Annotated in this window: 13 protein-coding genes; 3 read left to right on the top strand and 10 right to left on the bottom strand. The window is 71.6% G+C overall.

What is annotated here, in order from left to right:
* Positions 1-98: 98 nt before the first annotated feature.
* The 4 genes from AB0C28_RS26590 to AB0C28_RS26575 all read right to left on the bottom strand — a co-directional run bounded on the left by AB0C28_RS26590 (position 99) and on the right by AB0C28_RS26575 (position 4,255).
* Positions 99-1,004, bottom strand: a complete 906-nt coding sequence (locus AB0C28_RS26590) for an LLM class flavin-dependent oxidoreductase (RefSeq protein WP_358078150.1) — start codon at positions 1,002-1,004, stop codon at positions 99-101.
* A gap of 100 nt (positions 1,005-1,104) precedes the next feature.
* Complete coding sequence (locus AB0C28_RS26585; protein WP_357850320.1) at positions 1,105-1,569, bottom strand: MarR family transcriptional regulator; 465 nt, start codon at positions 1,567-1,569, stop codon at positions 1,105-1,107.
* Between the two features lie 52 nt (positions 1,570-1,621).
* Positions 1,622-3,487 (bottom strand): ABC transporter ATP-binding protein, encoded by a 1,866-nt coding sequence (locus AB0C28_RS26580; protein WP_358078147.1) that lies wholly within the window; start codon positions 3,485-3,487, stop codon positions 1,622-1,624.
* A gap of 135 nt (positions 3,488-3,622) precedes the next feature.
* Positions 3,623-4,255 carry an isochorismatase family cysteine hydrolase gene (locus tag AB0C28_RS26575; protein WP_357850314.1) on the bottom strand — a complete coding sequence of 211 codons (633 nt, stop codon included), beginning with the start codon at positions 4,253-4,255 and terminating at the stop codon, positions 3,623-3,625.
* Positions 4,256-4,551: 296 nt separating this feature from the next.
* Between AB0C28_RS26575 and AB0C28_RS26570 the strand changes: the two genes are divergently transcribed.
* Positions 4,552-4,941 carry a hypothetical protein gene (locus tag AB0C28_RS26570; RefSeq protein WP_357850311.1) on the top strand — a complete coding sequence of 130 codons (390 nt, stop codon included), beginning with the start codon at positions 4,552-4,554 and terminating at the stop codon, positions 4,939-4,941.
* A 69-nt stretch (positions 4,942-5,010) separates the two neighbouring features.
* On the opposite strand, the gene AB0C28_RS26565 is transcribed toward AB0C28_RS26570, so the two are convergent.
* On the bottom strand, positions 5,011-5,658 hold the full coding sequence (locus AB0C28_RS26565) for a TetR/AcrR family transcriptional regulator C-terminal domain-containing protein (RefSeq protein ID WP_357850308.1): 648 nt from the start codon (positions 5,656-5,658) through the stop codon (positions 5,011-5,013).
* Positions 5,659-5,807: 149 nt separating this feature from the next.
* Between AB0C28_RS26565 and AB0C28_RS26560 the strand changes: the two genes are divergently transcribed.
* Positions 5,808-6,155 (top strand): nitroreductase family deazaflavin-dependent oxidoreductase, encoded by a 348-nt coding sequence (locus AB0C28_RS26560; RefSeq protein WP_357850306.1) that lies wholly within the window; start codon positions 5,808-5,810, stop codon positions 6,153-6,155.
* On the opposite strand, the gene AB0C28_RS26555 is transcribed toward AB0C28_RS26560, so the two are convergent.
* The 4 genes from AB0C28_RS26555 to AB0C28_RS26540 all read right to left on the bottom strand — a co-directional run bounded on the left by AB0C28_RS26555 (position 6,118) and on the right by AB0C28_RS26540 (position 11,533).
* Positions 6,118-7,467 (bottom strand): MFS transporter, encoded by a 1,350-nt coding sequence (locus AB0C28_RS26555; RefSeq protein ID WP_357850303.1) that lies wholly within the window; start codon positions 7,465-7,467, stop codon positions 6,118-6,120. The genes AB0C28_RS26560 and AB0C28_RS26555 overlap by 38 nt on opposite strands.
* Before the next feature lie 113 nt (positions 7,468-7,580).
* Positions 7,581-9,317 carry a TIM barrel protein gene (locus AB0C28_RS26550; RefSeq protein ID WP_358078144.1) on the bottom strand — a complete coding sequence of 579 codons (1,737 nt, stop codon included), beginning with the start codon at positions 9,315-9,317 and terminating at the stop codon, positions 7,581-7,583.
* Between the two features lie 39 nt (positions 9,318-9,356).
* Positions 9,357-10,202 (bottom strand): shikimate dehydrogenase, encoded by an 846-nt coding sequence (locus tag AB0C28_RS26545; protein ID WP_357850297.1) that lies wholly within the window; start codon positions 10,200-10,202, stop codon positions 9,357-9,359.
* Positions 10,203-10,357: 155 nt separating this feature from the next.
* The gene (locus AB0C28_RS26540; RefSeq protein WP_358078142.1) at positions 10,358-11,533 is read right to left on the bottom strand and encodes an OmpA family protein; all 1,176 of its coding nucleotides are present in this window, start codon (positions 11,531-11,533) and stop codon (positions 10,358-10,360) included.
* A 155-nt stretch (positions 11,534-11,688) separates the two neighbouring features.
* Between AB0C28_RS26540 and AB0C28_RS26535 the strand changes: the two genes are divergently transcribed.
* Positions 11,689-12,576: a M48 family metalloprotease gene (locus AB0C28_RS26535; protein WP_358078138.1), complete on the top strand. Its 888-nt coding sequence runs from the start codon at positions 11,689-11,691 to the stop codon at positions 12,574-12,576.
* A gap of 25 nt (positions 12,577-12,601) precedes the next feature.
* Here AB0C28_RS26535 and AB0C28_RS26530 read toward each other — a convergent pair.
* On the bottom strand, positions 12,602-13,840 hold a 1,239-nt coding region (locus tag AB0C28_RS26530; protein WP_358078134.1), incomplete at its 5' end, for a GAF domain-containing protein.

The raw sequence follows: 13,840 nt of genomic DNA, 5'->3' as shown, positions 1-13,840 counted from the left end.
TGCCGGGCCCGGCGGCGGTGGCGTGGTTCCAGGTCGGCGAGCCGGCCGTGTTCGGCGGTGGCGAGGAAGCAGGTCGCGCCCGGTGGCCACCTCGCGTCCTACTTCGTGACCGCCTCGCGTACGGCCGGGGCGATCTCCTGGGCCCAGCGGGCCAGTACGGTGTCGTCCGCGGCGCCGTTCTCGGCGGAGAAAAGCGTGAAACCGGACGCGCCGTGCTCCAGCACCGCCCCGGTCAGCTCCTCGATCCACTGCGCGGCCGAGCCGCCGAGCCAGCGGCCGTCGTCGCCGCGGGTGCCGGGCAGCGGCCGGTCGGTGATGCGGCCGGGAAGGTTGTAGATCGTACGGATCTCGCCCGGGTCGCGGCCGGCCGCCGCCGCGGCCTCGTCGATGATCGGCCGGGAGGTACGGTAACGCTCGCTCAGCCAGTCGGCCGCATGGCCGGGGATCCAGCCGTCGGCCACGCGGCCGGTGGCGGCCAGCGACTTGGGGCCGACCGATCCGGTCCACACGGGCGGCGCGGCGACGGGGGCGGGCTCGATCTGGCGCACCTGGTAGTGGGCGCCTTCGAAGGTGACCGGCGCGCCGCCGCCCGACAGCAGCTTGACCAGGGTGATCGCCTCCTCGAACGCGTCCACGGCGGCGCCGGGCGACAGCCGGGGCACGCCCATGTCGGCGATACGGTCCCACAGCCCGCCCGCGCCCACACCCAGCACGACCCGGCCGCCCGACAGTGCCGACAGCGACGTCACCGTCCTGGCCAGCATGGCCGGCGGCCGGGTCGGCACGTTGGTGACGTTGACCAGGCCGGCGATGTGCCGCGTGCTCCCGAGGACGAAGCCGAGCGTGGCGTAGGCGTCGAGGCGCCCGCCGAGATAGGGGTGGTCGGCCACGCTGAAGTGGTCGAGCCCGTCGCGGTCGGCCTGCTGGACCGTGCGCAGCAGCCCGGGTATGTCGTCGATGCCGGGATGCGCGCCGAAACCGAAGACTACGTCATGTGCGGACATTGTTCTGCCTTTCCCCCGTGCGCGACCATAGGCAGTCGATCGCCATCGTCACTTTGAGTTCGTGTTACGAACCATATTGATTCGTAGTACGAACTGCAAGTCAGCCGGCCCGCTCCGGCTCCAGGAAGACCGTAGGCACCTTGTTCTCGGCCACGACCCGGCCGAGCAGGGCGGCGATTGTGTCGTGCTCCGCCGGCCCGAAGCCCGCGATCAGCTCCTCGACCCGGTGGCAGGTCTCGGCGTGGAAGCCCTCGGCCACCTTGGCGCCCCGCCGGGTGAGCGCCACCCGCACGGCGCGGGAGTCCTGCGGGTCCGGTCTGCGCTCGACCAGGCCGTTGCGTTCGCTCCGGTCGACCAGTCCGGTCAGGCTCGACTTCGCCAGGCCGAGCACCGCGCCCAGCTCGCTCATCCCGTACGGCTGCGCCATCAGCACGCACAGCAGCTGCCCCTGCTGCTGGGTGAGGCCGTATTCGCGGGCGGAGGCCGCGTACACGGCGTTCACCAGGAACGTGGCCCGCACCAGGGCGCTCACCGGCCCGATCGGGCCACCTGCGTTCTCACTCACCGACCCAGAATAACGAATTCGTGCAACGAACTATCGTGAACTGCCCGACCGGTCAGCCGCGCACGGCGTCGGCGGTGGCCGTGCCGGCCGCTCCTGCGGGGTCGGCGTCGAGGTCGTCGTCGATCAGGAAGCCGCCCGACTGGTGCCGCCAGAGCCGGGCGTAGGGCCCGTCGGCCTCCAGCAGCTCACTGTGGGTGCCCTGCTCCACGATCCGCCCCCGGTTGAGCACGATCAGCCGGTCCATCCGGACGACGGTGCTCAGCCGGTGGGCGACGACGAGCGCGGTCCTGTCGCGCATGAGCTGCCACAGCGCCTCCTGGACCAGGAGTTCGCTCTCGGAGTCGAGGGCGCTGGTCGCCTCGTCCAGGAGCAGGATCGGCGCCTCGCGCAGGATGGCCCGCGCGAGGGCGAGTCGTTGCCGCTGGCCGCCGGAGAGCTTGACGCCGCGCTCGCCGACCAGGGTGTCGAAGCCGTGGGGCAGGGACTCGGCGAACTCGGTGACATGAGCCGCCTGCGCCGCCCGGAGGATCTCGGCGTCGGTGGCGCCGGGCCGGGCGAAGCCGATGTTGTCGCGGATCGACCGGTGGAACATGGCCGGCTCCTGCGGCACGTACGAGATCAAACTGCGCAGGTCGGCCTGGCGCAGGCGGGCGATGTCCTGGCCGCCGATCAGGATCCGGCCACCGTCGATGTCCATGAGGCGCAGCAGCAGCCGGGTGAGGGTGCTCTTGCCGCCGCCCGACTGGCCGACCAGCCCGATCTTGGTGCCGCTGGGGATGTCGAGGTCGAGCCCGTCGAAGAGCGGCGGGCCGTCGCCGTAGGCGAATCTCACTCGCTCGAAGCGGATGCCCGCGTCGGCCGGGCGCAGCGGTTGCGGGTCGGCGGGGTCGACCACGGTCGGCGGCTCCAGCAGCAGCTCGGTGAACTGGGCCGCCTCGGTGAGCGTGCTCTCCAGCCGCCGGTAGATCTGGTTGAACTCGAACATGATGTTGATCGTGTTCGAGTAGTAGGTGAAGGTCACCACGATGGCCTCCACGCCCAGGCCGCCCCTGAGCGCCACGGCGAGCAGCAGGCCGACGGCGCTGGTGAGGACCGCCAGCGGGGCCACGACGGTGTCGACCCGCAGGTTGCCGAAGTCCCACGAGCGCAGTGACAGCCGGCGCTGCTCGGCGATCCGCTCCCGGTGCTCGCTCGCCTCGCGGCGTTCGGCGGCGAACGCGCGGACCGTGTCCATGTTGGACAGCACGTCGGCGACGTGGCCCGACACGCGTACCTTGGCGGCCTCGCGCCGCTCCACCAGCGCCTGGCGGCGGCGGATGAGCGGGGCGACGAGGAAGCCGGTGAGCAGGATGAGGCCCAGGAGCACGATGACCAGCAGCGGGTGGTACTGCCAGAGCACCACCGAGGCGAAGATCAGCGGCACCAGCTTGGCCATGATCGAGAATGTCAGCGTGTCGACGAATTCCTCGAACCTGCTGGAGAAGCCGAGCACCCGCTTCGTCAGCGAGCCGGCGAAGTTGTCGTGGAAGAACGCGGTGTCCTTGACCAGCAGCTCGTCCATGCCGATCACGCCGAGCCGCTCGATGCCCCTGGCGTCGGTGCGGTTGAGGAAGTGCAGGCCGATGCGCCACAGCGTCTCGCCGGCCAGCAGGAGCGCGCCGAAGCCGAGCACGTACGGCAGCAGCGCCATGACGGAGCCGTCGCCGCCCGCGGCCAGATGCCCGACGAGCCCGGCCACCGCGAGCGGCGCCAGATAGAACAGGCAGACGTTGCCCAGCGCCGGCAGCGTCAGCGCGGGCACCGAGACGCGCCACTGACGCCTCAGCTCCCCACCGTAATGACGCAGGACCAGCAGCACCGCTGATTTCCGTACGGACGGGCCGTCTCCTGAGCCCTCCCCCGTTTCAAGCACAGACATCGGCCCTCCCGAACGCCGCGACCCACCGTGGCCATGCTGCCGCAGGGCGTGCCCGGACAGCCAATGATTTTCCGCCGCGCCCAGCGGCGCCGGCGGGCAGCCGACGGGTGGGCGCCGGGTGGCCGGCGGGTGGGCTCAGCCGGCGGTGTCGCCCGCGAACGCGGTGACGAGCTCCCCTGTGGTGAGGATGGCGTGCGCGAAGGTGGGGCCGTTCAGGTGGTGCGCGGCGTGCATCATCTCGGGCTGGAACGCGGCGGTGGCGTCGCGCACCAGCGTCACGTGGTAGCCGAGCTCCATGGCGAAGCGGCCGGTGGATTCGAGGCAGGTGTTGGCCAGCACGCCGATGAGCACCACGTGGGTGACGTGGTGCTGCTTGAGCTGGAAGTCCAGGTCGGTGTTGGCGAAGCCGCTCTGCGCCCAGTGCTCATGGATGACGATGTCCTCGGGGTGCGGCTGGAGGTCCTGGTGGAACTCCCCGCCCCAGGTGCCGTACTCGAAGGAGTGCCGTTCCTGGATGCCGCGCTGGGTCGGGTTCGGATGGTCCCAGGTGTCGTAGTCGCCCGGCCGCCAGCGGCGGTGCGGGACGTACATCACCCGCATGCCGGCCCCGCGCGCGGTGGCGAGCACGGCGCGCAGGTGGTCCACCAGCCCGACCGCCTCCGCCACGGGCCGCAGCCGGGGCCAGAGCTTGCCGCCCTCGGAGAGGAAGTCGTTGTACGGGTCGACCAGCAGCACCGCCGTGCTGCCTGGGCCGTAGGCGCGGGTCATGACGTTCCCCCTCAGATTCGGACGAAGAAACGGAAAGCCACCCATACGGGGTCCGCTCCTGCTGCCGATATACCCACCCTCACCCATCGCGACCTGGCACAACGGGCGAACGGGAGGAGCGGGGCGGGTTCTACGACACGCGCTTTATGCAGTTATGGGATAATCACTGCCGATGTGGGTGACGCGCGGCCCCTTGACCCGCGGCGGATCGGCGATCCTGCGCATAGCGGGCGAAGTCCCGGGCAGTGTCGGCAGCAAGCGACTTGGCTCACAGTGACATTGGAAGGTTCGTTGGAATGCTGGCCGTCCTGGCTCTCCCTCTGCTTCTCCTGGCCGGACTGATGCTCATGCAGCGACTGGAGGAGGTGCTGCTGCCCGCGGCCCCGGCCCAGCCGCCCGCGCCCGCCCCCGAGATCGCCCAGATCCGGATCAAGCCGGCGCTCGCCGTACCCGACGACCAGCCCCCATCGGCCGCCCAGCCGGTGGCCCTCGCCGTGCTCGACGCCGAGTCCCCCGAGGCCGGACCCGACGACCTCCTGCCGCCCGCCGAGCCCGCGACCCCCTCCGCTGAGCCCATGACCCCCGCCGCCGAGGCCCGCAGGACCCGGGGGCGTGCCGGCGATACGCCGTCCTGCCCGCATCGCCGCCACCCGCACCAGCGGCGGCACCCGGCGAAGGCGGCGTGACTCCAGACCGGGCTCCCCTGTCTGCGCCTCCGCCGAGCAGGCCCTGAGCCGCGGGAAGGACCGCGCGGCTCACTTCCTGCGGGCTTCGAGCCCGTCGAGGATCAGATCCAGGCCCCAGCCGAACTCGTCACCGTAGTCGTAGCCCGGCCGCAGGGCATGATCGACGATCATCTCCGCGAGGTACGGCAACTCCTCCACCGGCAGCTCGGCGAGGATGCCGCCGGCCACGTCCTCGACCTCGTCGGGCGTGCTCAGCGGCAGGTTCGCCTCCTGAAGCACGTACCCGGTCACGTAGCTGTCGATGATCGAGATGGCGTGCGCGGCCATCTGCAGGCTGAACCCCGCCTCACGCAGGACCCCGAGGACGGCGTTGTGATGACGCAGCGTCGCCAGCCCCGGGTTGCGGCGGGAGTCCACGAGGCCGAGCGCCCAGGTGTGCCGCGCCAGGACCGCCCGCGCCGAGCCGGCGCGCACACGGATCGCGTCGCGCCAGTCGTCGCACCCGGCGGGAGGCAGCTCGATCTCCGTGAAGACCACGTCCACCACGCCGTCGAGGATGGCGTCCTTGTTGGGCACGTGGTGGTAGAGCGACATCGCCTCCACGCCCAGCTCCTGCGCCACCCGCCGCATGGTGACGGCCTCGATGCCACCGCGATCGGCGACCCGGACCGCGGCCTCCAGCACGAGGTCCCTGCTGAGCGGCCGCGCTGGTGACACGAGAGAACTCCGGAGCTGGTGACGGTTGACAACCTTACGAGTGTAAGTCAGCCTTACGGTAGTAAGTCACCTTACAAACGTAAGTCTTCGTGCCGGAGCACGCCAGCCGAGAGGGGTCCGCGATGCCGATGCCGTTATGGTGGGGTCACGTGAACAAGCGGGTGTTCAACCCGCTCACGCTCGCCCAGGGAAAATCGCCCGTGCTGACGCACGTCGGTCGTGCCTCCGGCCGCACCTACCACACGCCACTCGACGCCTTTCCCGTCCCTGGCGGCTACCTGTTCATCCTCGTGTACGGATCGCGCTCCGACTGGGTGCGCAACATCCTGGCGGCGGGCAGCGCGCGACTCCTGGTGGACGGCAAGGAGGTGGAACTCGCCACCCCCCGCGTCGTCGGCAGGGACGAGGCGTTGGAGGCGCTGCCCACCAAGTCGCGCCGCCCCGTACGCGTGCTCCGCATCAAGGAGTTCCTGCGGATGGACCTGGCCGCGAGCTGACGTCCCGCCGCCCGGCCCCGACCTCCTGCGGCAGCCCGAGCCGGGCGGTCGGCACCTGGTACGTCTCCCGCCCGGTCGCGACCGCGGCCACGTTGACCAGGCACAACACCGCGGTGATGATCGAGACGCCGAGCCAGCTCTCCGGGCCGGTGCCCGCCACGGCGGTGGCCACGGTGGGCCCGAACCCGGCGATGGCGAAGCCGATCTGGGTGCCGATCGCCATGCCCGACAGGCGTACCCGGGTGGTGAACATCTCCCCGTAGAACGACGGCCACACCGCGTTGACGGCGCTGTAGACGATGCCGAACAGCGCGATGCCCGCGACGAAGATCAGCAGGAAGTCGCCGGTGTAGATCGACCACAGGTAGCCGAACATCAGCACCGCGCTGCCCAGTGAGCCGCCGATGAGGACCGGCTTGCGGCCCACCCGGTCCGACAGCCTGCCCCACAGCGGGATGGAGATCAGCGCGGCGATGTTGGCCAGCACGCCCACCCACAACATCGGCGTGCGTTCCAGGCCCATGGTGTTGACCGCGTACGACAGCGCGTGCACGGTGAAGATCGTGCTCACGGACGCGATGACCGCGGCGACGACGACGCGCAGCACGTCACGCCACTGCTCGCGGAAGAGCACCGCCAGCGGCATCTTCGCCACGGTGTCGGTGGCGACCTCCCGCTCGAACGCGGGCGTCTCCTCCAGCGTCCGCCTGATGATCACACCCGCCGCCGCGACCACCACGCTCAGCCAGAACGGCACCCGCCAGCCCCAGCTCAGCAGCTGCTCCTCGGGCAGGGCGGCGACCGGCAGGAAGATCGCGGTGGCGATGATCTGGCCGGCCTGCGTGCCGTTCAGGGTGAAGCTGGTGTAATAGCCCCGGCGGTCCTCAGGCGCGTGCTCCAGCGTCATCGCGTTCGCGCCCGCCTGCTCCCCGGAGACGGAGAACCCCTGCAGCAGGCGGAGCGCGACGAGCAGGATCGGCGCCGCCACCCCGATCTCGTCGTACGTGGGCAGGCAGCCGACCAGGAACGTCGACGCGCCCATCAGCACCAGCGTGGTGACCAGCACCCGCTTGCGGCCGAACTTGTCCCCCACGTGCCCGAGCACGAAGGCGCCCACGGGCCTGGCCAGGTAGCCGACCCCGAAGGTGGCCAGGGCGAGGAGGGTTCCCGTGGCGGGCGAGGAGGAGGGGAAGAAGATCCGGTTGAAGACCAGCGCGGCGGCGGTGCCGTAGATGAAGAAGTCGTAGTACTCCAGCGCGCTGCCGATCCAGGCAGCGACGGCCGCTTTCCGAGGTTTGCCGGGCACGGTCACGATTCGCTCCTCACAGGGGAATTCGAGGGGGGTGATGCTTCCAGCGAAACTAACTCACTGGTTCGTACGTTACAAGACCGCGTTTCGGACGTTCTGGCCGCGCACACGCCGCCTCAGCGACGTCCCGCGTGCTGAGCCGCCAGCCGGACGGCGGCGTTGCCGGCGCCGTACCCCTGGTAGCCGCCGATCCGCTGGACCAGCTCGAAGAAGACCCGGCCCGCGGTGACGGTGTAGAGGTGCAGGAACTCGCCGCCGCGCTCGTCCCGGTCGTAGAGGACGCCGAGGCCGCGCAGCTCGGGATCGACCTCCCACCGGGCGTCCAGGTCGTCGTAGTAGTTGCCGGGGATCGGCAGCAGCAGCCCTGGATGCTCCTCGCGCAGCCTGCGGGCCACGGCCACCACGTCGTCGCAGGCCAGCGCCACGTGCTGCCACGGAAGGTGGTCGGCGCCGACCTGGGCGACGTTCACCACGACGCGCACCTCGCCGCCGGGGCTCGACATCGCCTTGCTGCGCAGCAGCCCGTACGGGTCGGGCACCTCCAGGCTCTGCTGCGGCCGGAGCCCGAGCACGCTGCGGTAGAACAGCGCCGCCTCGTCGAAGTGGTGCCGCGGCTGGGTGAGCGCGACGTGGTCGATGCCGGTGACGTGGCCCGGCTGCTCCCCGTACGGCCGGGAAGGGGTGAAGTCGGCGAGCCAGCCGTCGTCGCAGAAGAAGATCTCGGTGCCGTCCGGCGCGGCCACCGCGTTCAGCTCCGCCTCATCGGGCGTACGCGCGCGCGGCAGGATCGGCGACAGCAGCGACTCGGCGTGCCGGGCCGCTCCGGCGGGGTCGGGGCTGTCCAGGCCGACCGCGACGAGCGCGGGGGCCGCCCCCGTGGCGTTGACCAGCAGCCGCGCCCCGCCCTGTTCCCACAGCTCCACCGGCTTGCCGGGATGTGTCCCCGTACGCGTGAAGCCGAGCGCCGCGGGAAGCCCGCCGAGCCCGGCGGGGCCGGCCAGTTCGGCGAAGGCGAACCCGGCGGGCACGGCCGGATGGGCCGCGCCCGCCACCTCCCGTTCCAGGGCGATGAGCGAGCGCATGCCGTCCAGCGCGGTGCGTTCCGCCGACGCCTGGCGGAAGACGTCGTTGAACACCTCGAGCGACAGCGGCCCCGCGTAGCCCGCGCGCCGCACGCCGACGAGCAGCCCGGCCAGGTCGAACGTGCCCTGACCGGGGAAGCAGCGATAGTGGCGGCTCCACGGCAGCACGTCCATGGCCAGCCGCGGCGCGTCGGCGAGCTGCAGGAAGAAGATCTTCTCGCCCGGGATGGCCTCGATGCCGATCGGGTCGGAGCCCCGCGACAGGATGTGGAAGCTGTCCAGGCACACGCCCAGGCCGGGGTGGTCGGCCAGCCGGACGAGGCGCCAGGCGTGCAGGTACTCGTTGACGTGCCGGCCCCAGGCCAGCGCCTCGTAGGCGACGCGGATGCCGTGCTCGGCGGCCCGCTCGGCCAGCAGCCGCAGGTGCCCGGCCGCCACGTCGTCATCGGGGACGGCCGCGGGCGAGACGTTCGAGCAGAGCAGCAGCAGATCGGCGCCGAGGCGCTCCATGAGCCGGAACTTGTGCTCGGCCCGGCGCAGGTTGCCCGCCAGCAGCTCGGCCGGCGCCCCTTCGAAGTCGCGGAAGGGCTGGTAGAGGTCGATGCCGAGGCCGAGATCGGCCGCGCGGGCGCGGATCTCCTCCGGTGGCAGCGGGCAGGCCAGCAGGTCGTTCTCGAAGATCTCCACTCCGTCGAACCCCGCGGCCGCGATGGCCTCCAGCTTCTCCACCAGGGTGCCGCTCACCGACACGGTGGCGATGGACTTGCGCACGCTTTTCCTCCCTTTGACGGCGGTTTCGCCAGGCGGGCTTCAGACGGCGACGAGATCGGTGAGGTGCGCGAGCATCCGCTCGGCGTCCGGTTCCCGGCCCGTGAACAGCCGGAACGCGTGCACGGCCTGGAAGACGACCATGCCGCCGCCGTCCAGGGTCCGGCAGCCGGCCGCCCGCGCCTGCCGCAGCAGTTCGGTCTCCAGCGGCCGGTAGACGATGTCGGCCACCCACAGGCCGGAATGCAGGAGCCCGGCGGGCAGCGGCATCCCCGGATGCCGGGCCATGCCGGTCGGCGTCGCGTGCACCAGCCCGTCGGCCCGCTCCATGAGCCGCGGCAGCTCGGCGGCGGGCGCGGGGCGGGCCCGCCCGTCCCCGAAGCGGGCGGTCAGCTCCCCGGTGAGGGTGCGGGCCCGCGCCGGTTCCGAGTCGACCACGGTGATCCGGTCGGCGCCCATCGTGAGCAGCGCGTGCGCGACCGCTGCCCCCGCTCCCCCTGCGCCGAGCTGCACGATCCGGCGGGCGGGCGCGTCGGGCAGGCCGCGCGCGAACGACTCGGCGAAGCCCGTCCAGTCCGTGTTGTGGCCGATCGCCCGATCACCGTCGAACACCACGGTGTTGACCGCGCCGAGCATGCGGGCGTCCGGCGACAGCTCGTCCAGGTGCGGGATGACGTCCTGTTTGCAGGGATGGGTGACGTTGAGCCCGTCGTAGCCGAACCGGCGCGCCGTGCGGATCAGCTCGCCCACGTCGCCGCCCATCCGGTCGGTGTCGAGCAGCCGGTAGACGTAGTGCAGCCCGTGGTGCACGGCTTCCCGCTCGTGCAGGGGCGGGCTCAAGGAGGGGCCGATACCCGAGCCGATCAGTCCGATCAGGAACGAATCCATCACTTCTCCCTTTCCAGCGGGTACGACCGCGCATGTCCTCCTAATGTACGTACTAGTGAGTTACATGACCAGACAGAAGCCTCACGGACGGCGAAACTCAACGGCCCCCGGCGCGGACGATCGCGCGGGGGCCGCCGGCTTCTCGGCCGGATGGCTCAGGTCGCGGTGGAGACCACCACGCGCCGGTTCTTGGCGCGGCCCTCCGGGTCATCCGAGCCGTCCGCCTTCGTGTTCGGCGCGACCGGTTTGCTCTCCCCGTATCCCCGCGCCTTCAGCCGCGACCGGTCCAGGCCGCCCTCGTCCGCCAGCCAGTCGACGACCGCCTGCGCCCGCCGCTCCGACAGCGGCTGGTTGTGCGCGTCCTCACCCTTGGCGTCGGTGTGCCCGTCCACGGCGATCCGCGCGTCCTTCCCCGCCTTCTTCCCGATCTCGCGGGCGACGCGCCTGAGCTCGGCGGCGGCCTCGGGCTTGACGGTGGCGCTGTCGAAGTCGAAGAGCACGTCGGCCTCGATGCTGAACGCGATCGAGCCCTCTCCCTCCAGCACCTCGCTCTTGCCCACCTCGTACGCCTTCAGCTCCGCGGCCGGGATCTCCACGGCCGGCACCTCGACGGCGGGCACCTCCACCGCGGGCACCTCGACGGCCGGCAGGCACTCGTTCTGCTTGTTACAGGCGCCGGGCCGGACGATGAACGGCCTGATCACGAAGGGCCTGATGATGAACGGCCTGATGATGAAGGGCCGGATCACGAACGGGACGATGCTCCCGCGCTTCGGCTTGACCTGGCACACCTCGGGCGTCGAGACGCCTTGGGCGTGCTTGGCCTCCGCCCGCTTGCCCTCGGCCCTGACCGGGTCGAGCTTGATCCCGCCCGCGTTCACGCCGGGGATCTCGACCGGGGGGATCTCCACGGCCGGGATCGACACCGGCGGGATCGACGCGGCGCCGAGGCAGCCGCCGGGTGCCGGGGCGATCTCGGTGCACTGGGCCGGGATGTGCACGGCGGGGATGTCCACACCGGGGATGGTGACGGCGGGAATGGTCGTGCCACCCACCTTCGCCTCAGGGATGACCACCGGATCGGCGTGCACGGCCGGACTGTCCACGGCGGGGATGAGCTCGCCGTTCGGGCAGTGCGTCGGCTCGGGGCCGGTCGGCGTCGCCGAAGGGCTGCCCGTCGTCTCACCGGCCTGCGCCGGACTGGTCACCGTGCCGGCCGAGCCCGTCGCCGCCGGTGTCTGGCGCTCCTCCCCGCCCCCACCGGTCGTGCCCACGCCACACGCGGCCAGCACGATCGCGAGCAGCGGTGTCACGAGCAGGGTTCTCGTCATGATCAAATCTCCCACAAGGATCGCGTAGACCCACGACGGTAGGACATCCACCTTCAGGATCTGTATAGAGCCGGAAAAGGGATCACGGGCCTTGAGTTCCCCGGCCGCGAGAGGTCCACTGGGGAGTGAGGACGCGACCTCAGGCAGATGGGTGGATGAGGCTGATGGCCCGGCGCTCGGCACAGGGACTGGTTCCGCGCATGATCGTGGCGATGGCGCTGCTGGCGCTCGTCTACGCCGTGCCCATCGGGCTGGCGCTGCTGGCCGGGATCGTCGTGCCCGTGGTGGTGGTCGCGGTGGCGCTGGCGGTGCTGCCGCAGTGGTGGGCGACCGAGTGGATGGCGCGCAAGGCGACCAGGGCCCGGATCGTCTCGCCCGAGGAGCAGCCGGAGCTGCACGCCGTGCTGGACCGGTTGTGCGCGCTGAACGACCTACCCATACCGCGCGTCGCGGTCAGCGATGACCCGCGGCCCAACGCCTTCACCCTCGGCCGCTCGCGCCGGCACACCACCGTCATGGTGACCCAGGGGCTGCTGGACACGCTGGAGCCGGAGGAGCTCACCGTGGCCATGGCGCACGAGGTCGCGCACATCCGCCACCGCGACGTGGCCTTCATGACGCTGGCCGGCTCGCTGACCATCGCCATGGCCTGGGGGATGCGGGTCGCCCGCAAGTACGTGCGCAGGAACAGCCGCCCGGTGCCCTTCCTCCAGCAGGTCCGCGACCTGCCGGTGATGTTCTTCCTGGCCTCCTTCGCCTCGTGGATCGCCGTGCTGTGGGTGTTCAGCGTGCTGGCCCGGCTGCCGTTGCGGGCGCTGAGCCGCAGCCGCGAGCTGGCCGCCGACCACGACGCGGCCGTGCAGACCGGGCAGCCCGCGCTGCTGGCCGCCACCCTGCTCAAGATCAGCGGCTGTGGGATCCCCGCCACCGACCTGCGGGCGGCGACGATCCCCGCCGTCGGCCTGGTGGCCGCAGAGCCCGCCAGGCACGGCTGGTGGTCGAGCCACCCGACGATCGCCCAGCGGGTGAACCGCCTGACCTGAGGACGATCGGCTTCACAGCCTGGTCTCATAGGGGGACCCGCCAGCACAGCCGGGTCCCGCCCTCCTTCGTGGGCTCCAGCTCCACCGAGCCGCCCAGTCGCGCGGCCCGTTCCTCGATGTTGCGCAGCCCGCTGCGCCGCCCGCCCTCGCCCAGGCCCACGCCGTTGTCGGTGACCAGCAGGGTGAGGGCGCCCGCCGCGACCTCGACGGACACCTCGGCCCTGGTCGCGTGCGAGTGCCGTACGACGTTGGACAGCGCCTCGCGCAGCACCGCCACCACGTGCTCGGCGGCGGCCTCGGGCACCTCGGTGTCGAGCCGGCCCTCCATCCGCAGCCCCGGCATGAACCCCAGGTGGCTGCCCGCCCCCTCCACCAGCTCCACGATCTGCCCGCGCAGGCTCGGCGGCGTGTCGTCGTAGGAGGCCTGCAAGGCGAAGATGGACGAGCGGATCTGCCGGATCGTCTCGTCCAGCTCGTCGATCGCGTGCTGCAGCTTCTTGCCCGCCTCGGGCCGCTCGACCAGCCGCAGCGTGCTCATCAGCGTCATCGCGGTGGCGAACAGCCGCTGAATGACCACATCGTGCAGGTCTCGCGCGATCCGGTCGCGATCCTCCAGCAGACCCAGCCGCTCGGCGTCGCGCCGCGCCTCGGCCAGCTCCAGCGCGACCGCCGCCTGACCGGCGAACGCCCGCAACATCTGCTCGGCCGCGCCGCTGAACGGCAGCCGCCCGCTCCGCTTGGCCAGCATCAGCAGCCCGCGCACGGCGGGCGCGTCGCCCAGCGGGACGACGAGCGCGGGGCCGTAGCCGAGCCGCCGCAGCGGCGAGTCGGGAAAGGGGCCGGTCTGCAGGTCGGCGCAGGACACCACCTCGCCCCGGGTGAAGGCCTCGCCCGCGAGCGTGCTCGACAGCTCGATCGAGGTCCCCTCCAGCTCCTCCGCGCCCTCCCCCTCGACGACCTCCACCACGAGCGTCTCCCGCGACGAGCCGGGCAGCAGCATCAGGACGACGTCGGCGTCGCTCATGCGGTGGGCGCGGGCGGCCACCACCGACAGCACCTCGCGCGGGTCGGCGCCCGACAGCAGGCTCGTGGTCACCTCCGACGACGCCTGCAACCAGGTCTCGCGGCTGCGCGACTCCTCATACAGACGGGCGTTCTCCACCGCCACGCCGGCCGCCGTGGCCAGCGCGATCACCACCGCCTCGTCCTCCTCGTCGAACTCGCCGCCACCGCGCTTCTCGGTCAGGTACAGGTTGCCGAACAC

The sequence above is a fragment of the Nonomuraea sp. NPDC048892 genome (genome assembly GCF_040649735.1).
Classification (GTDB): domain Bacteria; phylum Actinomycetota; class Actinomycetes; order Streptosporangiales; family Streptosporangiaceae; genus Nonomuraea; species Nonomuraea maheshkhaliensis.
Note: the sequence above shows the minus strand (reverse complement) of the source record. Positions and strands in the feature narration are given on the sequence as shown.